The organism is Caballeronia sp. LZ001 (assembly GCF_031450875.1).
In the GTDB taxonomy this organism is placed as follows: Bacteria; Pseudomonadota; Gammaproteobacteria; order Burkholderiales; family Burkholderiaceae; genus Caballeronia.
In genome coordinates, this window is the sequence record NZ_JARTVX010000004.1 from 2,572,317 (window position 1) to 2,595,121 (window position 22,805).

Annotated in this window: 17 protein-coding genes; 9 read left to right on the forward strand and 8 right to left on the reverse strand. The window is 64.2% G+C overall.

The window, feature by feature from the left end:
- Positions 1-48: 48 nt before the first annotated feature.
- Positions 49-1,746, reverse strand: a complete 1,698-nt coding sequence (gene aspT, locus P9292_RS22970; protein WP_309961390.1) for an aspartate-alanine antiporter — start codon at positions 1,744-1,746, stop codon at positions 49-51.
- A 13-nt stretch (positions 1,747-1,759) separates the two neighbouring features.
- Positions 1,760-3,442, reverse strand: a complete 1,683-nt coding sequence (gene aspT, locus P9292_RS22975) for an aspartate-alanine antiporter (protein WP_250508637.1) — start codon at positions 3,440-3,442, stop codon at positions 1,760-1,762.
- Positions 3,443-3,922: 480 nt separating this feature from the next.
- On the opposite strand from aspT (P9292_RS22975), the gene P9292_RS22980 reads away from it, so the two are divergent.
- Entirely contained in the window at positions 3,923-4,933 is a 1,011-nt protein-coding gene (locus P9292_RS22980; protein ID WP_250491978.1) for a LysR family transcriptional regulator, read from the forward strand.
- Positions 4,934-4,995: 62 nt separating this feature from the next.
- Entirely contained in the window at positions 4,996-6,015 is a 1,020-nt protein-coding gene (locus P9292_RS22985; RefSeq protein WP_309961393.1) for a 2-hydroxyacid dehydrogenase, read from the forward strand.
- 7 nt (positions 6,016-6,022) lie between these two features.
- On the opposite strand, the gene P9292_RS22990 is transcribed toward P9292_RS22985, so the two are convergent.
- Positions 6,023-6,520, reverse strand: coding sequence for a plasmid fertility inhibition factor family protein (locus tag P9292_RS22990; RefSeq protein ID WP_244827195.1), 498 nt, complete (start codon positions 6,518-6,520; stop codon positions 6,023-6,025).
- Between the two features lie 171 nt (positions 6,521-6,691).
- Between P9292_RS22990 and P9292_RS22995 the strand changes: the two genes are divergently transcribed.
- From P9292_RS22995 to pdeM, 4 genes are read left to right on the forward strand one after another with little or no spacing between them, the layout of a single operon-like run.
- Entirely contained in the window at positions 6,692-7,789 is a 1,098-nt protein-coding gene (locus P9292_RS22995) for a ligase-associated DNA damage response exonuclease (protein ID WP_309961395.1), read from the forward strand.
- Entirely contained in the window at positions 7,786-9,441 is a 1,656-nt protein-coding gene (locus P9292_RS23000) for an ATP-dependent DNA ligase (protein WP_309961397.1), read from the forward strand. The genes P9292_RS22995 and P9292_RS23000 overlap by 4 nt, the downstream gene beginning before the upstream one ends.
- Positions 9,442-9,463: 22 nt before the next feature.
- Positions 9,464-12,232, forward strand: coding sequence for a ligase-associated DNA damage response DEXH box helicase (locus tag P9292_RS23005; RefSeq protein ID WP_309961398.1), 2,769 nt, complete (start codon positions 9,464-9,466; stop codon positions 12,230-12,232).
- Positions 12,233-12,239: 7 nt separating this feature from the next.
- Entirely contained in the window at positions 12,240-12,902 is a 663-nt protein-coding gene (pdeM, locus tag P9292_RS23010; protein WP_309961400.1) for a ligase-associated DNA damage response endonuclease PdeM, read from the forward strand.
- A 1-nt stretch (position 12,903) separates the two neighbouring features.
- On the opposite strand, the gene P9292_RS23015 is transcribed toward pdeM, so the two are convergent.
- On the reverse strand, positions 12,904-13,344 hold the full coding sequence (locus P9292_RS23015; protein WP_250491877.1) for a hypothetical protein: 441 nt from the start codon (positions 13,342-13,344) through the stop codon (positions 12,904-12,906).
- Between the two features lie 313 nt (positions 13,345-13,657).
- Between P9292_RS23015 and P9292_RS23020 the strand changes: the two genes are divergently transcribed.
- Positions 13,658-14,830 (forward strand): MFS transporter, encoded by a 1,173-nt coding sequence (locus P9292_RS23020; RefSeq protein WP_309961402.1) that lies wholly within the window; start codon positions 13,658-13,660, stop codon positions 14,828-14,830.
- Positions 14,796-16,055, forward strand: coding sequence for an MFS transporter (locus P9292_RS23025; RefSeq protein ID WP_409015188.1), 1,260 nt, complete (start codon positions 14,796-14,798; stop codon positions 16,053-16,055). The genes P9292_RS23020 and P9292_RS23025 overlap by 35 nt, the downstream gene beginning before the upstream one ends.
- A gap of 201 nt (positions 16,056-16,256) precedes the next feature.
- Here P9292_RS23025 and P9292_RS23030 read toward each other — a convergent pair whose 3' ends face one another.
- The 3 genes from P9292_RS23030 to hmgA are packed head-to-tail and all read right to left on the reverse strand — an operon-like array spanning position 16,257 to position 20,227.
- The gene (locus tag P9292_RS23030) at positions 16,257-17,591 is read right to left on the reverse strand and encodes an MFS transporter (protein WP_250525467.1); all 1,335 of its coding nucleotides are present in this window, start codon (positions 17,589-17,591) and stop codon (positions 16,257-16,259) included.
- A 15-nt stretch (positions 17,592-17,606) separates the two neighbouring features.
- The gene (gene fahA, locus P9292_RS23035; protein ID WP_309961405.1) at positions 17,607-18,893 is read right to left on the reverse strand and encodes a fumarylacetoacetase; all 1,287 of its coding nucleotides are present in this window, start codon (positions 18,891-18,893) and stop codon (positions 17,607-17,609) included.
- Positions 18,890-20,227, reverse strand: a complete 1,338-nt coding sequence (gene hmgA, locus P9292_RS23040; RefSeq protein WP_309961406.1) for a homogentisate 1,2-dioxygenase — start codon at positions 20,225-20,227, stop codon at positions 18,890-18,892. The genes fahA and hmgA overlap by 4 nt, the downstream gene beginning before the upstream one ends.
- Positions 20,228-20,429: 202 nt before the next feature.
- Here hmgA and P9292_RS23045 point away from each other — a divergent pair, with 202 nt between their 5' ends.
- Positions 20,430-21,251 carry an EAL domain-containing protein gene (locus P9292_RS23045; protein ID WP_309961407.1) on the forward strand — a complete coding sequence of 274 codons (822 nt, stop codon included), beginning with the start codon at positions 20,430-20,432 and terminating at the stop codon, positions 21,249-21,251.
- Here the strand turns inward: P9292_RS23045 and P9292_RS23050 are convergent.
- Entirely contained in the window at positions 21,248-22,795 is a 1,548-nt protein-coding gene (locus P9292_RS23050) for an FGGY-family carbohydrate kinase (RefSeq protein ID WP_250508626.1), read from the reverse strand. The two genes, P9292_RS23045 and P9292_RS23050, sit on opposite strands and share 4 nt — an antisense overlap.
- Positions 22,796-22,805: the final 10 nt, after the last annotated feature.

Here is a 22,805-nt window from a genome sequence, read left to right on the forward strand (position 1 = left end):
CCTTGTGCTGAAGGCCGATTATGTCGCAAGGAGCACTCCAGGTCTTCGCTAGACCAGTCCGACGACGAGCGGCCCGAGCAAGGTCAGAAGCACGTTCGCAAGCGCGTAGGTGACGGCGAACGCAGCCGTCGGCACCGGGCTTTCCGCCTTGTCGAGCACGCCGCCGAACGCCGGATTCGCACTGCGCGACCCCGACAGCGCGCCCGCGAAAACCGCCGCGTTGTCGTAGCGCAGGACATATCGGCCGAACAGCATCGTGAGAAGAAGCGGAAACAGCGTGACGAATACGCCGAGCAGAAAGATGGTCACGCCGCTTTGCTTCACCGTCACGACCGCCTGCAAGCCCGAGTTCAAGCCGACCACCGCGACGAACGCGGCCAGCCCGAAGTCCTTCAGCAATTGCGATGCGGCGGGCGGCATGACGCCATACATCGGATGCTTGCCGCGCATCCAGCCGAACAGAAGGCCCGTGAGCAGACAGCCGCCGCCCGAGCCGAGCGTGATCGGTATGCCGCCCACGCGCACCACGATCAGCCCGATCAGCAGTCCCAGCACGATACCCACGCCCATGTAGATGAAGTCGGTCTTGTCGGTGAAGGGAAGCTCGTAACCGGCGGCATCGACGGCGCGCTTCGTGTCTTGCGGCGAGCCGTAGACGGTGATCACATCGCCATGTTCGAGGCGCGTTTCCGGCAACACGGGCATGGGCGAACCGGCGCGCGAAATCTCCTGGATATAGACGCCGTGCCGCATGTCGCGATCCACGGTCGCGCGCAACGCGGCGATCGTCGTGTGGTTCATGCCGCGCTTGGTGAACACGCCCTGACGCTTCTGCATGACGACGCTGATGCCGTCGGTGTCCGCGACTTCCTCGCCGAGTTGCGCCGCCGCGCTCACCATTACTTCGCGCCGTCCGACGACGAGCACGATATCGCCTGCCGCGAGCATGACGTCGGGGCGCGCTTCGAGCGCCTTGCCGCCGCGCCGGATGCGCTCGATGGTGATCATGTCCGCTTCGGCCATTTCGAGGTCGGCCACCGTGCGGCCCGCCGCGCCGCTTGCCGCCGTCACGCGAAACGCCCGCCCGACGAGCGCGGGCAACGCGGAAACCTGGCCCGCCGCGGGCCCGGATGCGCCACCGCCCGCAAGCTGCCGCTCGGCATCGACGGATGCTTCCTTCAGGCTCTGTCCCATGAACTTCGGCAGGATGTTCACGCAGACGATGATCGCGCCGAGCGAGCCGAAGACGTAAGTCACGGCATAGGCAATGGCGACATCGGACTGGAGCGCCTTCACTTCGGCGGCCGGCAAGCCGAGCCGCGCGATGGCGTCGCCCGCCGTGCCGATGATCGCCGATTGCGTCAGCGCCCCGCCCGCGAGTCCGGCCGCGAGTCCCTTGTTCAATCCGAAGACCTTCGCGCAGACGATCACCGTGACGAGCGCGGAGACGGCCAGAAACACGGCCATCGCGATCTCGCGCAGCGTCTTGCGATTGAGCGAATTGAAGAACTGCGGCCCGGAGTCGTAGCCGACCGCATAGATGAACACGGCGAACATCACCGCCTTCACGCCATTGTCGATCTGCACGCCGATCTGGCTGATCGCCACCGCCGCGAGCAGCGAGCCGCCCACGCCGCCCAGCTGGAACTTGCCGAAGTTGACCTGGCCGATGAGATAACCCGCCGCGAGCGAAAGAAAGAGCGCCGTTTCGGGCGACTTCTGAAAGACGAGGTGCAGCCATTCCATGTCGATGTCCCCTTCAGCCGAGCTTGCTCGCCAGCCCGACGACGAGCGGCCCGAGCAGCGGCAGCAGCACGTTCGAGATCGCATAGGTGATGGTGTAGCCGATCACGGGCGTCGCGTTGCCCGTAACGCCGACGAGCGCGCTGATGGCGGGCGTGCTGCACTGCTGGCCGGCGATCGCGCCGAGCAGCATTGGCACTTCGAGCTTGAGCAGCATCCTGCCGATGAAAAGCGACGCGAGCGCGGGCCCCAGCGTGATGACGATGCCCGCAAGCGGCAGCGCGATACCGAATTCGCGAATCAGCCGCAGCGCGTCCGCGCCCGCCGACAAGCCCACCGCCGCGATGAAGGTGCACAGCCCGAAGTCCTTGAGAATCTGCGCGGCGGCGGATGGCAACGAGCCGATCACCGGATAGCGCGAACGAATCCAGCCGAACAGAAGACCCGCGAGAAGACAACCGCCGCCCGTGCCGAGCGTGATGTCGATGCCGCCGACACGCGCCGAAAACCGCCCGATCGCGATGCCCGCGATCACGCCGAGCCCGAGATACACGAAGTCGGTTTTTTGGGTCGCGCGGATGATGTAGCCGAGCTTCGACGCGCCGCGCGCGACATCTTCCTTGTTGCCGACGAGCGTCAGCACATCGCCGCGATGCAGTTGCGTGCCGGGCAACGCGGGAATGGTGCTGTCCAGTCGGGTCACGGCCGCGACGAAGACGCCGCGCCCTTCGCCCGGCGCGGCGCGGGCGCGCGCCTGGGCAAGCGTGAGGCCGTGCAGCGCGCGCGCTGTGAGCATGACATCGACTTTCTCGACGTAGACATCCGAGACGCCGCCGCCGAACACTTCCTCGCCGATGGCGGGCAGTGCCTCGACGATCGCCTCGCGGCGGCCGCCGACCATCACGCGGTCGTTCGCCTTCAGGATGACCGACGGCTGCGCCTTGATGACCGAGCGGTCGCGCAACACGCGCTGCACGCTGATGTTGTTGCCGAAGCGCTTTTCAAGATCGCCGATGGACTGGCCCGCGCCCGCCGTCACTTTCAGTTCGCGTCCGGCGAGAGGCGGCGCGGCAAGCGTCTGCCCTTCGGACAGCGCGCCGTCGCCACCGAGCTTGCGCCACACGCGCTCGGCTTCATCGCGCAGATTAACGCGCAGGATGAGCGGCGCGAACTGGCTCGAAAAGAGCACGATCGTGACGAGCCCGAACAAGTAGCTCACGCTGTACGCGGTCACGATATTCGCCTGCAAGCGCGCGATTTCCGCGGCCGGAAGCCCAAGCCGCCCGATGGCCTCGGACGCCGTGCCGATCACGGCCGATTCGGTGGCGCCGCCGGCCAGAAGTCCCGCCGCCGTGCCTGGATCGAGCCTGAGCAGGCGCACGCTCAGGAGCACGAGCGCCACCACTACGACGACTTCCACGAGTGAGAGGATGCCGTAGCGCCAGCCGCGTCCGACATTCGCGAAAAACTGCGGGCCGCCCGTGAATCCGAGCGCAAAGATAAAAAGCGCGAAAGCGATATTTTTCAGATCGGGGGAAATTCGCGCGCCGCTTTGCCCGAGAATCAATGCGACGATGAGCGTGCCGCAAACGCCGCCGAGCTGAATCGGCCCGAGTTTGAAAGACCCAATAAAAAAACCGATCGCGAGACTCGCGAAGAGGGCTATTTCCGGTTGCGCCTTTAACAGAGTCCACAGCATGGTTGGTGTAGATCCGGTTGATTGTCGACAAAACCTCGGGTTTGTTTATTAGCTCTCAAGCCGGGAAAATCCCGATTGGATTTTATCCAATTCAGCAAAGCGGAGATACGTTTCTTAACATAAACCCACTACTAATCTCACGGTTAATTAAAATGCTGCTTTTTAGTATCCACACAATACTTCATACGACTTCGTTATGGCTTTGCCGGCAAGCATAAGCGCGGTTCCGTGCGATATCGCACCTTCACGAGCAGATTCGTATAAAAATCAACCATCAAGTCCGTGCATCTACGAAAAACCGAAATAAAACCCGTCATGTGCGCAATTACTCTATTTACCTTAAAAAATTAAATATTGCATTTCTTTCGTCCTGTCAATATTATCCGTTTAAAGAACAAAACGAGGGTCAACAAAAGTGAACGGCCGTATCTTTGGATGCGCCTAACTCACTCCATCGCTGTACAACCTGAGGGCTGCACAATGAATCAGATCCATGCAATGCGAGTTTTCGTTCGGGTAGCCGATACCGAAAGCTTCAGACGAGCCGCCCAGCAACTAGACGTCTCAAATGCCTTGGTGACACGGGCAATTGCCATGCTCGAAGCGCATTTGCGAACGCGTTTGATTAACCGGACCACGCGAAATCTTTCTCTCACGGAAGCCGGCACACGCTATCTCGAAGGCTGTCGGGCTCTGCTGGAAGAACTGGATCATCTTGAGTCGGCAGTTACCCATACCGAAGGCGAACCTAGCGGCACTTTGCGCGTGGTGGCATCGAGCGCGCTTTCACTCCTAACCCTTACTCCGTTAATCGACGGATTCAGAAAGCTTTATCCGAAAGTCAATGTGCGCCTGACGCTCGCCGAACGTCACGTCGATCTCGTCGAAGACGGCTATGACGTGGGAATCGTCACCGCGTTCATGGTGTCGAGCACCGCGCTCGTGGAACGTCCCGTCGGCAATAACGCGCTCGTGCCCGTTGCCACGCCCGCGTATCTCGCTGAACACGGCACGCCCGCCACGCCAACCGATCTACAGTCCATGCCGTCCGTTGGGCTACCCAGCGAGATACGAAGCTCTTCGTGGCATTTCCGGCACCGCCATGGAGCAGCGGACCAAGTTGCCCTCGCTCCCGTCTACTCGGTCAACAGTGCGCTGATGGTGCGCCTTGCGACGATGCGTGACATGGGCTTTTCGATCCTGCCCGAAGGCATCGTCAACCGGGATATCGCAGACGGCACGCTCGTGCGGCTCTTGCCCGAGTACACCATCGACGACCCGGAGATGAAAGTGTCGATCGTCTATCCGGGACGTCAATATCTGCCTGCCAAGACGCGCTTTTTCATCGACTACGCGCTTGAAAGGCTCACTCAGGAAGTGACCTCGGCATCGTCCAAGCCAGATGAAATCTATCGGCCGACGCCCCCCGCCTTCAAACCCGCACCGGGCGCAGGCGTGACGCCTGCCGTCACCTCGGCGACCCACCACTGACCCCAAAGGCGTGCGGCTTATCTCACAGGCCGGTACGCGTCGATTCTTGCCTGTGACGAAACATGTCGAGCGCCCATTCCCATCGCCTCATTCTCTTTAGCAGCCGTCAGTACGACGCCGATACGTTTTGTCAGGCTAACGAATCGTTCGGCGTCGAGCTCGATTTTCGCGAAGCTCATCTCGACGCGCAGACGGCCATCCTTGCGCAAGGTTTCACGGCCGTCTGCCCGTTCGTCAACGATCTCGTCGACGCCGCCGTACTCGAAAAGCTCCACGCAGGCGGCACGCGTCTGGTCGCATTGCGCTCGGCGGGCTTCAATCATGTCGATCTGCATGTGGCGAAGCGCCTTGGCATCGCCGTCACGCGCGTTCCCGCGTATTCGCCGCATGCGGTGGCGGAACACGCGGCCGGCATTATCCTCACGCTCAATCGCCGGCTGCATCGCGCGGTGGCGCGCACGCGCGAAGGCGATTTCTCGCTCAACGGCCTGCTCGGCTTCGATCTGTATGGCAAGACCGTCGGCGTGGTCGGCACGGGTATCATCGGGCGCACGTTCGGCAAGATCATGGCGGGCTTCGGCATGCAGGTGCTCGCCTACGATCCAGGACCGCCCGCCACGGACCTGCTCGAACGCGGCGCGCGCTATGTCGCTCTGGACGAACTGCTCGCGAACTCCGATGTCGTCTCGCTGCACTGTCCGCTCCTGCCCGCGACCTATCACATGATCGACGAACGCGCGCTCGCAAGCATGAAGCGCGGCGCCATGCTCATCAATACCGGACGCGGCGGGCTCGTGGAAAGCAATGCGTTGATCGGCGCGTTGAAGAGCGGCCAGTTAGGGCATCTCGGACTGGATGTCTACGAGGAAGAAGGCGGTCTTTTCTTCGAAGACCATTCGGACCACTTGCTTCAGGACGACGTGCTCGCGCGTCTCCTCACGTTTCCGAACGTCATCATTACCGCGCATCAGGCGTTTTTTACGCGCGAGGCGTTGATCGAGATTGCATCGACCACGCTCGGCAACCTCATCGCATGGGCGAACGGCACGCCGCGTAATCTGGTCGATGCCCCCGCCGCCTGACCGGCAATCACATATCGCCGTATTCCGCGCTCGCTTCGCCGGGCGCGGCGCACATGGCAAGCAGCATGGCCGCTTCGCGCTCGTGCACTTCCACCGGCATGCAAAGCGCGCCCGCATGAGCCAGATAGCGCGCGCGATGCTGCCCGTTGCGAAACGCGATCACACCCTCACGATGCACGCCCAGCAAGCCGAGAAAACCCGACGAGCGGCGCACGCTGATGGTCACGTAAGGCATCTCCGGCACACGCGGATTGTCCGGGTCGAGAAACTCGCGGATACCGCGTACCTTGCCCGCGTGCCAGTCGGTGACGGCCTTGAGCACGTAGTCGGTGTCGTCGCGATTGGCGCATTCGAGCAGTTTCCTGACATCGACGAGTACGACCTGATGGCGGGAACCCGGGTCGTTGAAGACCCGTTTCAGGCGCACGAAGTCGTACTGAGGATGGCCTTGCAGCCTGACGATCCAGACCGCTTCTGCGGCGGTCGGCGCTACGATCGTATCCATGTTCGGCACCAAAAAGACGAGCGGCGCGCGCCCCGTGCGCGCGTATCGCGAGATGAAGCGGCGATAGATGAGTCAGTTAAACTTTTACACCCTAGCGGTTAATCGTGAAAGCACCATGACGGGCACGTGGCGTGCTTTTGTGGTCGGAATCGAACACTATTGGCAAGCTGCATGCCTCAACGTCTCGTGGACACCTCTTCCGACCTGATCGTCGCGCGGCCCGAAGGGCTGTTTTGCCCGCCGGGCGGCTTCTATATCGACCCGTGGCGACCGGTCGAACGCGCCGTGATCACGCATGCGCATGCGGACCACGCACGCTTCGGACACGCGCGCTATCTCACCGCCGAAGCGGGACTGGGCGTGTTGCAGTCGCGCCTTCCGGGCATCGACGTTCAAGGTCTGCCTTATGGCGAGAGCATCGACGTGAATGGCGTGACGGTCTCGCTGCATCCCGCCGGACATGTGCTCGGCTCGGCGCAAGTGCGCGTGGAGCACGGCGGCCGCGTGTGGGTTGCATCCGGCGACTACAAGGTCGAGCCCGATCCCACTTGCGCGCCCTTCGAGCCCGTGCGCTGCGATACCTTCATCACGGAATCGACCTTCGGCTTGCCGATCTATCGATGGGAACCGTCCAAGGCCGTGTTCGATGGCGTCGATGCATGGTGGCGGCATAACGCCGCCGAAGGCCGCGCTTCCGTGCTCTTCTGCTATTCGTTCGGCAAGGCGCAGCATGTGCTCGCGGGCATCGACAGGAGTATCGGGCCGATCTTCTGTCATGGCGCGGTCGAGCCGCTGAATCGCGCCTATCGCGATGCGGGTGTCGACCTGCCGCCGACGCGCCTCGTCAGTGAAATCGCCGCGCGCGACAAGGCCGAGTTCAAGGGCGCGCTGATCGTCGCGCCGCCATCCGCGCAAGGCAGCACGTGGATGCGCCGCTTCGGCGATTACAGCGATGCTTTTGCGTCCGGCTGGATGCGTCTGCGCGGCACGCGGCGGCGCAAGGGCGTGGACCGCGGCTTCGTGTTGTCCGACCATGCGGACTGGCCGGGCCTGCAACTCGCGATAGGCGCGACGGGCGCGGAACGCGTGATCGTCACGCACGGACAGATCGAGCCGATGGTGCGCTGGCTCACCGAGCAAGGTCTCGAAGCAGGCGCGTTCACGACCGAATACGGCGACGACGCCATCGAAGCCGATGCCGCCGATGCGCCCGCCGAAGTCTCTGCGCCAGCCGCGACCGACGCGTCAGCCGAGACGGCGCCGCAATGAAACGCTTCGCGACGCTTTATACGGCGCTCGACGCCACCACATCGACGAACGAGAAGCTCGAAGCGCTGATCGCCTACTTCTCGGGTGCCGCGGCCGAAGACGCGGCGTGGGCGTCGTACTTCCTTGCAGGCGGCAAGCCGCGCCAGTCGGTGCCGACGCGCCTTTTGACCGAACTCGCCCGCGAACGCGCGGGTCTGCCGGATTGGCTCTTCGAGGAGTCGTATCAGGCCGTCGGCGATCTCGCGGAGACGATTGCGCACGTGCTCCCGCCCGCCTCGCGCGAATCGGAACTCGGGCTTGCTCAATGGATCGAGGAGCGCGTGCTGACCTTGCGTGGCGTGTCGCCGGCGGAGTTGCGTGAGCGGCTGCTCGGTTACTGGGACGAACTCAACTGGGGCGAGCGCTTCCTGCTCACCAAGCTGATCGGCGGCGGTTTTCGTGTGGGCGTCGCGCGGCAACTCGTCGTGCGCGCGCTCGCGCAAGTGGCGGGCGTCGATCACAAACGCATCGCGCAACGCATGGTCGGCTGGACCGACTCGCGCCAAAGCCCGAGCGCGGCGCGTTATCTTCGGCTGATCGCGCCGACAGCCGAAGGCGATGACGTCGATACCCCGCACGAAAGCGATATCGGCCTGCCGTTTCCCTTCTTTCTCGCGCATCCGTTGCAAATCGATCCGGCGACGCTCGGCGCGCCATCGGACTGGATCGCCGAATGGAAGTGGGACGGCATTCGCGCGCAGATCGTCAAGCGCGCGGGCCGCGTGTGGATCTGGTCGCGCGGCGAGGATCTCGTCACGGAGCGCTTTCCGGAGCTTGCCGCGCTCGGCGCCGCACTGCCCGACGGCACCGTGATCGACGGCGAGATTCTCGCGTGGGAACCGGGCGCGGACGCACCGCTGCCGTTCGCGCGTCTGCAGCCGCGCATCACGCGCAAGTCGCTGACGAAGAAAGTGCTCGCCGATTCTCCCGCCGCGATGCTCGCCTACGATCTGCTCGAAGCCGATGGCCGCGACCTGCGCACCGAGCCTTTGGAAACGCGTCGTGCGAAGCTGGATGCGCTGGCGGCATCGCTCGCGGTGGATGTCTTGCGCGTGTCGCCGCTCGTGGTGGCGCCGGATTGGGAGACGCTCGCCGGCTTGCGCGACGAAAGCCGCGCGCGCGGTGTCGAAGGGCTCATGCTGAAAGAGCGCATGTCGATGTATGGCGTCGGCCGCACAAAGGCGTCGGGAACCTGGTGGAAGTGGAAGATCGATCCCTACGCCATCGACGCCGTCTTGCTCTACGCCCAGCGCGGCCATGGCCGGCGCGCGAGCCTCTACACGGATTTCACCTTCGCGGTCTGGGACGAAGCGGACGGCGTGCGCACGCTGGTGCCGTTCGCCAAGGCCTATTCCGGCTTGACCGACGAGGAAATGCGCAAGGTCGATGCAATCGTGCGCAAGACGACCATCGAAAAATTCGGTCCGGTGCGCAGCGTCACGCCGACGCTCGTGTTCGAGATCGGCTTCGAGGGCATTCAGGCGAGTCCACGCCACGAATCGGGCATCGCGGTGCGCTTTCCGCGCATGCTGCGCTGGCGGACCGACAAGACTATCGAGGACGCCGATACGCTCGACATGCTCAAGGGGTTTTTGAACGAGGCGGTGGCATGAGAAGCTCGCGCGGAGCATCGGCATGAGTGAACTCGACGATGCGGACGGTATCGACACGCCCGTCACGTCGGCGCGCTCCAGGCGCCGTGCGCCGCGTCCGCGTCGCGTGCCGCGCACGCAGGCGGCGCAGGCCAAGCTCGATGCCGCCACCGAGCTATTCAAACCCGCGCCGTTTGAATACGACGCGCAGGAAGCCGCGAAGCCGATGGACGAACGCATCACGCGCTGGTTCGATTCGCGCGGCTGGCAGCCGTTCGAGTTTCAGCGGGAAGTCTGGCGTGAGATCGAACGAGGCGCGAGCGGCTTATTGCATGCGACCACAGGCGCGGGCAAAACATGGGCCGTGTGGCTCGGGGCGCTTGCGGCGTACGCGGGACCGCCGAAGCCCAAAGCGGGCGCGAAGCGTAAAGGCAAAACCGCCGGCCATTCCCGGCTCGACGAGAAAGGCCGCGCGCTTGCCGTTGCGGACCCTGAGGACAGCGCGCAATCCACCGCAAAGACCGCCGACCGCGTTGCCACCATCACTGACAAAACGCCCCTCCCCGCGCCGCTCACCGTGCTATGGATCACGCCGATGCGCGCCCTCGCCGCCGATTCCGCCCGCGCCTTGCAAACGGCGGTGACGGCGCTCTCGGTGCCGTGGACCGTCGGCTTGCGCACGGGCGATACGTCATCCACGGAACGCTCGCGTCAGAACCGCCGCATGCCTTCCGCGCTCGTCACCACGCCGGAAAGCCTCACGCTCATGCTCACGCGCTCCAACGCGCGCGAAGAACTCGCGCACGTGCGGCTCGTCGTGGTCGACGAATGGCATGAACTGCTCGGCAACAAACGCGGTACGCAGACGCAACTCGCGTTCGCCCGCCTCGCGCGCTGGCGTCCCGAGGTGCAGATCTGGGGTCTCTCCGCCACGCTCGGCAATCTCGCGCTCGCGCACGACGCGCTGCTGCATCCCGTGCGCACGCCACGCGTCATCGTGCGCGGCGCGCAGCCGAAAACGCTCGTCGTCGACACGCTGATTCCCGAGACCATCGAGCGCTTTCCGTGGGGCGGCCATCTCGGCGTGCGCCAGGTCGGACCCGTCGCCGATGAAATCGAGCACGCGCAAAGCTCGCTCGTCTTCACCAATACCCGCTCGCAATCCGAGATCTGGTATCGCGCGCTTCTGGAGTTGAAGCCGGAGTGGGCCGGACTCATCGCGCTGCATCACGGTTCGCTCGACAAGGAAGTGCGCGACTGGGTCGAACTCGGTCTGAAGAACGGGCAACTGAAAGCCGTCGTCTGCACGTCGAGTCTCGATCTCGGCGTCGATTTTCTGCCGGTGGATCGCGTGTTTCAGATCGGCTCGCCCAAAGGCGTCGCGCGTCTCATGCAGCGCGCCGGACGTTCGGGACACGCGCCGGGGCGTGTGTCGCGCGTGACCATCGTGCCGACGCATGCGCTCGAACTCGTGGAGGCGGCCGCGGCGCGCTGGGCCATCGGCGAGCGGCGTATCGAAGGACGAGACATGCCGCTCAAGCCGCTCGATGTCCTCGTGCAGCATCTCGTGACCGTGGCGATAGGCGGCGGCTTCACGCCCGCCGACATGTTCGACGAAGTACGCACGGCGTATGCGTATCGCGATCTCACGCAGGCCGAATTCGACTGGGCGCTCGCCTTCGTCGAACGCGGCGGCACTTCGCTTTCGGCGTATCCGGACTATCACCGCGTCGTTCATGGCGACGACGGCGTGTATCGCGTGCCGCGCGAGGACCTCGTGCGCAGGCATCGGAATAATGTCGGGACCATCGTCGCCAATGCGACCATCAGCGTGGCCTACATGACGGGCGGACGGATCGGCGCGATGGAAGAATCGTTCATCTCGCGCCTGAAACCGGGCGATGTCTTCACCTTCGGCGGCCGCGCGCTCGAACTCGTGCGCGTGCGCGACATGACCGCCTACGTGAAACGCGCGACCTCCTCGCGCGGCGCGATGCCGCAATGGGCCGGCAGCAAGATGCCGCTCTCGTCCGAGCTCTCGGAAGCCGCGCTCGTCATGCTCGCGCGCGCCAACGACGGCATCTACGACGAACCCGAAATGCGCGCCGTGCAACCGCTGCTCGACTTGCAGGCGAAATGGTCCGCGCTGCCGGGACCGGGCGTGCTGGTCGTCGAAAGCGTGCGGTCGCGCGAAGGACATCACTTCTTTTGTTATCCATTCGCTGGGCGCATGGCGCACATCGGCTTGGGCTCGCTCATCGGCTGGCGCGTCGCGCGCGATCAGCCCAGCACCTTTTCCATTTCGATGAACGATTACGGCTTCGAACTGCTGTCGGCGCGGCCGTTCGACTGGGAGACGCTCATCGAGGAAGGGCTTTTCTCGGCGGAAAATCTCGAGCACGACATTCTCGCGAGCCTCAATGCCTCTGAATTGTCGGCGCGGCGCTTCCGGGAAATTGCGCGCGTGTCGGGGCTGATTTATCAAGGGCATCCGGGGCAACAGAAAAGCGCGCGGCAATTGCAGGCGTCGAGCGGGCTTTTCTACGAAGTGTTCCGCAAGCACGACAGCGGCAATCTGCTGCTCACGCAAGCCGATCAAGAAGTCATGTTGCAGGAACTCGAACTCGGCCGCATCCGCGCCGCGCTGCAACGCATGAGCGAAAGCCGTCTCGCGCTCACGCATCCGAAGAAGCCGACGCCCTTTGCGTTTCCGCTGATCATCGCGCGTCTACGTGAAAAGGTGAGTACCGAAAAGCTGTCGGACCGCGTGGAGCGTATGCTTGCCGATCTGGAAAAAGCAGCGCAAGCATAGGATGCAAATGGCAATTGAAGCACTGACGGTCGACGTGAACGGTCACGCGCTCCTGCTTTCGGCGGAGCGCGCGGCCTTCGATCCCATTCTGATGACGCTTTTCATCGCCGACGCCCACTTCGGCAAGGACGCCGTGTTTCGCGCGCGCGGCATTCCAGTGCCAGTCGGCACGACGGCGGAAAGCCTGATGCGGCTCGATACGCTCGTCGCCACGCATAAACCTGAAGCGATCGCGTTTCTCGGCGATCTGCTCCATGCGCGCGAGTCGCATGCCGATGAAACGCTCACGGCGCTACATGCGTGGCGCATGCGGCATCGGCAAATGCGGCTCGTGCTGGTCGAAGGCAATCACGACAAGCACGCGGGCGCGCTGCCCGAAGCGTTCGGCGTGGAACTCGTGAAGGAGCCGTATCGGCTGGGACCGTGGGCGCTTTGTCATCATCCGCAAACCGTGGACGATGCCTACGCGCTCGCCGGACATGAACACCCTGTTTACCGGCTCGCGACGCGTGCCGACAGCGTGCGGCTGCCGTGCTTTCGCTTCGGCCAACGCTCGGGCGTGCTGCCCGCGTTCGGCGCGTTCACTGGCGGTTTCGAGGTCAACGGCGACGTGCGCGGCGAAGCGGTTTATGTCGTGGCGGGCGAACGCGTCTTCAACGTGCGCAACTGAGTCAGTGATACGTCGACGTCGACGATTGCAGCTTGATCAATGTCCCGCGCTGATAGCCGTACCAGCCGGACGACGTCTGCATGACGACTTCCTCGCCTTGCCAGAACACGCGTTTGACGACGAGCCTCTTGCCGATGCGCTGCACGAGCGGCGGCTTGTGACGAAAGTCGTAAAGCACGGGACCGACGTCGGTCTGCACGAGCGAGCGCGTGAGCGTGTCGGATGCGCCCGTCTGGTCGAAATGCACGACGCGCTTGGCGTCGAAGCGGTCGAAGGTATCGGTTCCGAGCACGGCGGCGAAGCCCGATTCGTCGCGCAGAAAATTGAGCGCGCCCGCCGACGTGGCAATGGGTCCGGTGGCGCTGCTTTGCGCCTGCGCGTGAACCGAGACGAGCAGCGCGGCAGCAAAGGCGGCGCCGAAAAAACTTTTGAGTTGGGACATGTCAATCAGTGGATGCTGCGTTTTTCCAACACTCGCCCAGAACTTCGCTCGCGCAAGCAATGGCGTCCTGTCAGAACATTACTAGAAACATCTGACGTCAACTAGCGGCCGCGCGGGTAAAACTCCGTCGACGAGGCGGCATTCGTCAAAATATCCGTTCGCGGGAGTGCATTGTCCGGGCCGAGCAGACTAAGGGTTTCCACCAGCATCAAAAATGACCTTTCGGTAGAATCCGAGCCTTCACTCGCCGACATTCGCGCCGCTCATTCCGACGACGCGCGCCGCGCGACACACCGCACTCGCACCCTCCGCCATGCCTCTGCCCCTTCTCGCTCTCGCCATCGCCGCGTTCGGCATCGGCACGACAGAATTCGTCATCATGGGCCTGCTGCCCAACGTCGCGCGCGATCTCGCGGTATCGATTCCGGCGGCAGGCATGCTCGTTTCGGGCTATGCGCTCGGCGTGACCATCGGCGCGCCGATTCTTGCCGTCGTCACGGCGAAGATGCCACGCAAGAAGGCGCTCATGGGGCTGATCGGCGTGTTTATCGTCGGCAATACGCTTTGCGCGCTCGCGCCGAATTACTGGGTGCTGATGGGCGCGCGTATCGTCACCGCGTTCTGTCATGGCGCTTTCTTTGGCATCGGCTCGGTGGTCGCCGCCGATCTGGTCGCGCCGAACCGCCGCGCGCAGGCCATTGCGCTGATGTTCACCGGCCTCACGCTCGCCAACGTGCTCGGCGTGCCGCTCGGCACCGCGCTCGGCCAAGCGGCCGGCTGGCGCGCGACCTTCTGGGTCGTGACCTTGATCGGCCTCGCCGCGGCGGGCGCGCTCGCGGTTTGCCTGCCGAAGCACATCGAGATGCGCGAGACCAGCATCCTGCGCGAATTCGACGTGCTCAAGAACCCGCAGGTGCTGATGGTGCTCGGCATCAGCGTGCTGGCTTCGGCGAGCCTGTTCTCGGTCTTTACCTACATCACGCCGATTCTCGAGGATGTCACCGGTTTCACGCCGCACGCCGTGACTTACGTGCTGCTGTTGTTCGGCCTCGGCCTCACGGTCGGCAGCACGCTTGGCGGCAAGCTCGCCGACTGGAAGCTGTTGCGCTCGCTGCTGACGTTCCTCTTGTCGATCGTCGTGATCCTCACGATTTTCGCGGGCACCATGCACGAACCGGTCTCGGCGATGATCACGATCTTCCTGTGGGGCGTGCTCGCGTTCGCGATCGTGCCGCCGCTGCAGATCCTGATCGTGAATCGCGCGAGCGATGCGCCCAATCTCGCCTCCACGCTCAACCAGGGCGCGTTCAATCTGGGCAACGCCACGGGCGCGTGGCTAGGCGGCTGCGTCATCAGCGCAGGCGCGCCGCTGACTTCGCTGGCGTGGGTCGGCGTGCTGATGGCGTGCTGCGCCTTTGCGCTCACGCTGCTTTCCGCGACGCTCGACAAGCGTGCGCGGCGCGTTGCGTTCGGGCAGGCCGCTTGAGGCTGCTGCAGATCCTCACGGGTTCTCGGCGAAGCGAGCGGCACGGCGGTATATGAAGGGCATTCTTTCTCGCGACTTTCTCGCGCTCATACTGAGTGTCGCGGTGGTCGGCCTCGGGCTAGGCGCAACCATTCCGCTCACCGCGCTTGCACTCACGCAAGCCGGGTTCGGCACGGGCATCGTCGGCCTGATGACGGCGATGCAGGCAGGCGGCGGGCTGGCCGTCGCGCCTTTCGCAAGCCGCGTTGCGAGTCGGCTGGGCGCACGCGGGACGATTGTCGGGGCGGTGATCGTCGCAGCGTTCGCGACCATCGCAATGCAGTTCACCGTGAATCTGTGGCTATGGGCCGTGCTGCGCTTTCTATGCGGCGCGGCGCTGATGCTGCTATTCACCATTGGCGAAGCATGGGTCACGCAGCTCGCCGACGACTCCACGCGCGGGCGCGTCGTCGCCATTTACGCGACCAACTTCACTCTGTTTCAGATGACGGGGCCGGTGCTCGTCAGCGCCATCGGCGGCTGGACTTCGGCGCGCTTCGCCGTCTGCGGCGCGATCTTTCTGCTGGCGCTGCCCGCGCTCGCCTCGATTCGCGGCACGCCGCACACGCTTGCATCGCACGACGAACACGCTACCGCTGGCGACTGGCGGCATGTGTTGCCGCGCATGCCCGCGCTCGTGATCGGCACGGGTTTCTTCGCGCTCTTCGACACGCTCGCGCTTTCGCTGATGCCGCTCTTCGCGATCTCGCACGGCGTTGGCGCGGACGTGGGCGTGCTGTTCGCCTCCGCCATCCTGTTCGGCGATACCTTGATGCAGTTTCCCATCGGCTGGCTGGCGGACCGTATCGGGCGCACGAAGGTGCATGTCGGCGCGGGCGTGGTGGTCACGCTGCTGCTGCCGCTGCTGCCGTGGGCGGTCGAGTATCCGTGGTTGTGCTGGCCGCTCCTGTTCGTGACCGGCGCGGCGGCGGGCAGCGTCTATACGCTGTCTATCGTTGCGTGCGGCGAGCGCTTTCGCGGCACGGCGCTGGTGTCGGCGACGGCTATCGTCGGTGCTTCGTGGAGCGTGGCGAGTTTCGGCGGGCCGATCATCGCGGGGACATTGATGGATCGCGTGAGTCCGGATGCGCTGATTGGCGTGCTGGTGGTCGCGGCGGCGGCGTTTCTGGGCGCGGCGGCTTGGGAGAAGCGCGCTTCGACAGATGACGCTGAACGCGTTTCCTGAACGTCCAACGCGCCGTCTTTCTGTCGGAGCCGGCTGCGAGCGCGCCACCGGATGGGTCGCCCTCGCAGGCATGGCGCACACGCCGTTACGCGTGGGCCTTCGTTGCACATCTGGATCGTGCCGACCGAAGGCCACGCGGCGGCGTGGCGCGACATCATGCGCCGGCGCAGGCTTCGCCTGAAGAATCAAGTCTCCATCACATCAAGCCGTCTGCGCCGCCCCACTTTGCTCCCGCCGCACGAAAGCCAGCACGCCAACCAGCAACGCCGAGCAGAACACCGGCAACGCCGCCGCATGAAAGAGCGACGCATTGCTCCATCCGAGCGCGATCATCTGTCCGCCGACGAGCGGCCCGATCACCGACCCCACGCGTCCGATGCCCAGACTCCAGCCGATGCCCGTAGACCGCAGCGAGGTCGGATAAAAATGCCCCGCGAGCGCATTCACCGCAGGCTGTCCACCGACGATGCAGAACCCGCCCGCAAACACCGCGACGAACAGCCAGAACTGCACGTGCGCCACGCCGCCGATCATCCCCACGCTCACCGCGCCCACGAGAAAGCAGGCCAGCAACACACGCACGAAGCCGAATCGTTCGATGAACCAGCCGAGCATGAGCGTGCCCACCACGCCGCCCGTCTGCAACAGCGTGCCGACCAGCACGGCCATGCCCGGCGAGTATCCCGCATCGCGCATCACGGTCGGCAGCCAGTTCGACAGGAAGTACAGATCGATGAGATTCATGAAGCTGATCGCCCACAAGATCAGCGTGACCGGCCCGCGGCCCGCGCGGAACAGTTCGGCGACCGGCGCGCCCGAACTCGCTTTTTCGCGAACGACGAGCCGCGTCGAGGCATCGATGGCAAGCGACGGATCGAACTTCGCGAGCCAGTCGCGGGCGCGCGCCTCGCGGCCCTTCAACACGAGAAATTGCAGCGATTCAGGCAGCGCGATGACCATCCACACCGCGAGCAACAAAGGCACCAGGCCGCCGACCCAGAACACCGAACGCCAGCCGAAAGCAGGGATCAGCGCCGCGCTCACGAAGCCGCCCAGCGCCGCGCCGAGCGTGAAGCCGCACGAGACGAGCATCATCCGCTTGACGCGATGCTCGGCCGTCGAAAACTCGCCGACGAGCGCCATTGCGTTCGGCATGATGCAGCCGAGGCCAAGACCCGTCACGAAACGCAAGGCCGTGAGCACCGGCAAGCTGTCGGTGAACGCGGTTGCGATCATCGAGAACGCGAAGAAAAACGTCGAGCCGATCAACACCGGCCTGCGCCCGATGCGATCCGCCAGCACCGACAAGCCGAGCGCGCCAAGCAGCATGCCGAAAAGACTCGCGCTGAAAACCGGCCCGAGCGCCGCCTTCGACACGTGCCAGTCCGCGATGACGGCCGGCGCAACGTAACCCATCGCTTGCGCGTCGAAGCCATCGATCACGAGGCATAGTCCGCACAACACGAGCAGCATCGCCTGAAAGCCGGGCCGGTGCGCGTGGCCAAGCGCGCTCTCCACATCGACCGCATTCGCCATGTTCAATCCTTGAAATTATTTGCGCGCCGCGAGGATGCGCCCCGCGCACTCGCCGAAACCAATGCGATAACCCTCGCCCTGACACCATCCGCGCAAGGTGACTTCATCGCCGTCCTGAAGGAACGCGCGCTCGCCGCCTTCGACGAGGCTCAACGGCCGTTGCCCGTTCCACGTGCTTTCGAGCAAACTGCCGCACGATTGCGGCGTCGCGCCACTGATGGTGCCGGAGCCCATGAGATCGCCCACGCGCGTATTGCAGCCCGATGCCGTGTGATGCGTAAGCTGCTGCGCCATCGACCAGTACATCAGCCTGAAATTGGTGCGCGAGATGGTCGTGGCGCGGCTCGCGCCTTCCGGCCTCAGCGTCACTTCCAGGTCGATGTCGAACGCGTGCTCGCCCTCATGCCGCAGATACGCGAGCGGTTGCGGCTCCTGCACGGGCGTCGCGGTGCGGAAGGGTTCGAGCGCGTCGAGCGTGACGATCCACGGCGAAATGGTGGTTGCGAACCCTTTCGCGTTGAACGGTCCGAGCGGCACGTATTCCCATTGCTGGATGTCGCGCGCGCTCCAGTCGTTGAGCAGCACCATGCCGAAGATATGCGACTCCGCATCCGCGCAGGCAATCGGTTCGCCGAGCGCATTACCGCGCCCGATGATGAAACCCGTCTCCAGCTCGATATCCAGCTTGCGGCATGCGCCGAACACCGGCCGCTCTTCGTTGGGCGCTTTCAACTGGCCGTTCGGGCGGCGCACCGGCGTGCCGCTCACCACCACCGACGACGCGCGTCCGTTATAGCCGATCGGCATCTCGGACCAGTTCGGCAGCAGCGCATTCTTCGGATCGCGGAACATCGAGCCGACGTTGGTCGCGTGTTCCTTCGAGGAATAGAAGTCCGTGTAGCCGGGAATTTCGACGGGCAGATGGAGCGTTGCATCGGCGCGCGGAACGAGCGTGCGGCGGCGCAATGCGGAGTCGTCGCGCAGCGTGGATGCGCCCTCTTGCAGCAGGCCGCCGAGCGCGCTGCGCACCGCGCGCCACGTATCGCGTCCGAGCGCGATGAAGTCGTTCAGACGCGGCGCGTTGAAGGTGCCGTGACCATCGACGAGACGCGCTTCTTCGAGCGCCGCCAGGTCCACGATCCAGTCGCCGATAGCCACACCCGCGCGCGGCCGCGGATTCACCGGGTCGCTGAAGATGCCAAACGGCAGGTTCTGGATCGGAAAGTCGCTCGCCGGATCGTTGGCGGAGTCGAGCCAGCTTCTGAGTTGCGGCGCACGCGTCGCGTGAAGCGCGTCGTTCATCGTTGCTCCGGGTTGAAGTGTTTCGTGAGCCCTTGCCAGCACTCGTAGTAATGCGTCTGCAATTGCGCGGTTTCGAGCGCGAACTGCGTCGGCTTGATGAGCGTGCGCGTCTCGAACATGAAGGCGAGTGTGTCGCCGACCTTCGCGGGCTTCGAGGTATCGCTTCTCGATGCCTTTTCGAAGGTATCCGCGTCCGGCCCGTGTCCCGACATGCAGTTGTGCAGACTCGCGCCGCCCGGCAGGAAGCCCTCGGCCTTCGCGTCGTAGACACCATGCACGAGGCCCATGAATTCGCTCGCCACATTGCGATGGAACCAGGGCGGCCGGAACGTGTCCTCGGCGGCGAGCCAGCGCGGCGGAAAAATCACGAAGTCGATGCTATCGACGCCCGGCGTATCGCTCGGCGATTGCAGCACGAGAAAGATGGACGGATCTGGATGATCGAAGCTGATCGAACCGATGGCGTTGAAGTGGCGCAGGTCGTATTTGTACGGCGCGTAGTTGCCGTGCCATGCGACCACGTCGAGCGGCGAATGGCCGATATCCGCGCGCCACAGCACGCCGTTCATCTTGGCGATGAGTTCGAACGCGCCTTCGCGGTCCTCATAAGCCGCGTGCGGCGTGAGGAAATCACGCGGATTGGCGAGCCCGTTCGAACCGATAGGCCCGAGATCGGGCAGCTGCAGCAATGCGCCGAAGTTCTCGCAGATATAGCCGCGCGCTTCGCCATCCGGCAGCGCCACGGCAAAGCGCACGCCGCGCGGAATCACCGCGATCTCGAACGGCGCGATATCGAGCTTGCCGAGTTCAGTCCAGATCGCGAGCCGCCCTGCTTGCGGCACGATCAGCAATTCGCCGTCCGCGCTGTAGAAGAAGCGCTCGTGCATCGAACGGTTCGCCGCGTACAGATGAATCGCGCAGCCGCTCATGGATTCGGCGGCGCCGTTGCCGGCCATCGTCACCCAGCCGTCGATGAAATCGGTCGGCGCGGCGGGCATCGGCAGCGGGTCCCAACGCAACTGGTTCGGCGGCGTGGGCGGCACATCGGCGAAATTGGCGACGAGCCGCGCGCGCGAGGCATCGCCAGTCAGTTGCACGAACGGCCGATGCACTGCCGCCGGCCGGATGCGGTACAGCCACGAGCGCCGGTTATGCGCGCGCGGCGCGGTAAAAGCCGTGCCGGAAAGCTGCTCCGCATAAAGACCGTAGGCCGCGCGCTGCGGCGAGTTGCGGCCGATGGGCAGCGCGCCCGGCAACGCTTCGGTCGCGAAATCGTTGGCGAAACCCGACTGATAGTGCGCGCTGGCGTCGGTATGCGTGTCGAACGTCGGCATGGTCGTGATCCTCGATGAGTGCCATCGCGTGGTATTTACGAATGGTAAAACCAATTACGTTTAGTGAAATTTGTCGTAAACCCTGAGCGTGGCTTATCCCACCCGCATATGAATATGTGAATTTGGCGCAAGCCACGGCGCCATGCGCTGGTACCATCGACGGAATTCGTCCCACATTGGAAGCCTTAACGCCGAACGCGCCATGATCACCCCGTCCGTGACAGAACTCGTCAACCGCGCCAAGGCGCATCCGTTTCTCGGCGTGCATATCGTGCTGGGCGAAGGCGAGCACGCGGGACAAGCGGTCGCGAACTATGGCGAGTTGCGTATTGCAAGCGCGTACGAGCCGATCTTCGATGTCGGCACGCATAGCTTTCCGCAGGTGTTGAGCGCGTCGCCCGAAAGCGCCGAGCGTTTCGGCGACGAACTCGGCGTGCAGGCGCAGACGCTGATCGAAGGCGATACTCCGCACGATCCCTTTGGCCAACTGGACAACGACCGCGAACTCGTCGCGCTCGACCGGTTATCGCGCGCGCTGCATGCGTTCAATTTCTTCGGCGCGCAAAAGCCCGGTCTGCTGTTTTTGCGCGTGCATGAGCGGTTATTGAAGAGCGTGAAGTACGACCACGGTCTGCACTTTTCGTCGGTGTTGCTGGAGTTCGGCGTGAATCCCGGACGCATCGTGATCGAATTGCCGGCGGCGGCCGTCGCGCACAAGACGTTTCTCGGCTACCTCATCAAAAGCTATCAGCGCTACGGTTTCAAGGTAGCGGGCAATCTGCCCAATGCCGGGCAGATCATGGCCGTATCGGACATGGCGCGGCTCGACTTCATCAAGATGGATGCGCGCGCCGCCTTGCGCGATTCCGTGGTCAAGCATCTGGTGGCGTATGCGCATAGGCTGCGCATTCCGCTCATCTTCAGCAATGTCGCCGATGCCGCGCAGTTCAATGCGCTCGAACAATACGACGTGCACTTCGTGCAAGGGCCGGTGTTCGACGCGCATCCCGGAGAATTGCGTTAGCTGTCGCTGCGCAGGCGATGCATCAGCGGCTTCAGCGCCGGATACAGATCGAGATAGACGCCGAAGCGGTCTCTATAAACGCGTTGCCGTGCTTCGTCCGGCTCTGCGCGATCCACGAGCGTGACCCAGCCGCCTTCCGCCGTTTCGCGTGAGATGAGATTGGCACCGAGCGCCGCGAGCAAGGCCGCGCCCATCGCCGCTTCGACTTCCTGTTCGATGGATTGCACGGGATAACCCGTTACATCCGCGATGATCTGCATCCACAGATCAGAATGCGCCGCGCCGCCGACCACGATCAGCTTGTCATCCAGCGATTGCGCGCCGCGCCGCCCTGCTTCCATGTTGTGCTTCAACGCAAACGCGACGCCTTCGAGCACCGCGCGGTAGAGCGTCGCGCGCGTGTGAAAGAGATTCAAGCCCACGAACGTGCCGCTCGCGTGGGCATCCCAGACGGGGCTGCGCTCGCCCATCAGATAAGGCAGGAACACGACGCCGTCCGAACCCGCCGCGACCTTGGCCGCCGCATCTTCGAGCAGCCGATGCGGATCGCCATCGGGTATTTGCTTGGCTGCCGCGATCTCGGCCTGACAGAACTGATCGCGATACCACGCGACGCACGCGCCGGCCGTGCTGGCGCCACCGAACACGTAGAGATCGCGCTTGCCGTTGTAGACGTGCGGCATGGAGACGAGACCGTGTCGCGCATCGACGCTCTGGTTGATGTAGCCCCAGCACATGCTCGTGCCGATCATCGCGACATGGTGACCCGCGCGCGTCACGCCCGCCGCGAAAGTGGCGACGGCCGCATCGACGCCGCCCGCGACGATCGGCGTGCCCGCCGCAAGCCCGAGCTTGTCCGCCCACTGCGGCAACAGCCCGCCCACGATCTCCGACGACTCGACGAGCCGCGCGGGCATCATCGACACGGGAATGCCGAGCATGCCGAGCGCTTCTTCCGACCACGCGCGGCGGCCGATGTCGTACACGCCGCCGATATTGCCCGCCGAGCTGTGATCGATCGCGAGTTCGCCCGTGAGGCGCTGGATGATGAACGCGTTCGGCGGCAGGAAATAGCGCGTCTTCTTCCAGACTTCCGGCTGCTGCTCGCGCATCCACAGAATTTTCGTGAAGCCGTAGTAGCTGTCGACGCCGTTGCCGGTGATCGCCTCGATGCGCGCCATATCCACGTTCTGCCGCACCCATTCGACTTGCGCGGTCGCGCGGCGATCCATCCAGATGAGGCACGGGTAAAGCGCTTCCATGTCGTCGTCGACGGGAATGCCCGAGCCGCCGTAGAGACTGCTCACGCAGACCGACTTGATCTGATCGGCCGCGACGCCCTTCGCGCGCGCTTTCGCGACGCAGCCGCTCAAGGCTTCGGTCACGGCATCGAACCAAACAGACGGCCATTGTTCCGCCCAGAGCGGCTTCGGTGTATCCGGATGATAGGCGCTCGAATGTTGCGCGACGATTGCGCCAGTCGTATCGACCAGGAGCGCCTTCGTGCTCTGCGTGCCGATGTCTATGCCGATCACGTAATCCATGCTTTGTCTC

Excerpts from the sequence above, each read along its gene's own strand:
- aspT (WP_309961390.1), bottom strand. The coding sequence starts at position 1,746 with ATGGAATGGCTGCACCTCGTCTTTCAGAAGTCGCCCGAAACGGCGCTC.
- aspT (WP_250508637.1), bottom strand. The coding sequence starts at position 3,442 with ATGCTGTGGACTCTGTTAAAGGCGCAACCGGAAATAGCCCTCTTCGCG.
- P9292_RS22980 (WP_250491978.1), top strand. The coding sequence starts at position 3,923 with ATGAATCAGATCCATGCAATGCGAGTTTTCGTTCGGGTAGCCGATACC.
- P9292_RS22985 (WP_309961393.1), top strand. The coding sequence starts at position 4,996 with ATGTCGAGCGCCCATTCCCATCGCCTCATTCTCTTTAGCAGCCGTCAG.
- P9292_RS22990 (WP_244827195.1), bottom strand. The coding sequence starts at position 6,520 with ATGGATACGATCGTAGCGCCGACCGCCGCAGAAGCGGTCTGGATCGTC.
- P9292_RS22995 (WP_309961395.1), top strand. The coding sequence starts at position 6,692 with ATGCCTCAACGTCTCGTGGACACCTCTTCCGACCTGATCGTCGCGCGG.
- P9292_RS23000 (WP_309961397.1), top strand. The coding sequence starts at position 7,786 with ATGAAACGCTTCGCGACGCTTTATACGGCGCTCGACGCCACCACATCG.
- P9292_RS23005 (WP_309961398.1), top strand. The coding sequence starts at position 9,464 with ATGAGTGAACTCGACGATGCGGACGGTATCGACACGCCCGTCACGTCG.
- pdeM (WP_309961400.1), top strand. The coding sequence starts at position 12,240 with ATGGCAATTGAAGCACTGACGGTCGACGTGAACGGTCACGCGCTCCTG.
- P9292_RS23015 (WP_250491877.1), bottom strand. The coding sequence starts at position 13,344 with ATGTCCCAACTCAAAAGTTTTTTCGGCGCCGCCTTTGCTGCCGCGCTG.
- P9292_RS23020 (WP_309961402.1), top strand. The coding sequence starts at position 13,658 with ATGCCTCTGCCCCTTCTCGCTCTCGCCATCGCCGCGTTCGGCATCGGC.
- P9292_RS23030 (WP_250525467.1), bottom strand. The coding sequence starts at position 17,591 with ATGGCGAATGCGGTCGATGTGGAGAGCGCGCTTGGCCACGCGCACCGG.
- fahA (WP_309961405.1), bottom strand. The coding sequence starts at position 18,893 with ATGAACGACGCGCTTCACGCGACGCGTGCGCCGCAACTCAGAAGCTGG.
- hmgA (WP_309961406.1), bottom strand. The coding sequence starts at position 20,227 with ATGCCGACGTTCGACACGCATACCGACGCCAGCGCGCACTATCAGTCG.
- P9292_RS23045 (WP_309961407.1), top strand. The coding sequence starts at position 20,430 with ATGATCACCCCGTCCGTGACAGAACTCGTCAACCGCGCCAAGGCGCAT.
- P9292_RS23050 (WP_250508626.1), bottom strand. The coding sequence starts at position 22,795 with ATGGATTACGTGATCGGCATAGACATCGGCACGCAGAGCACGAAGGCG.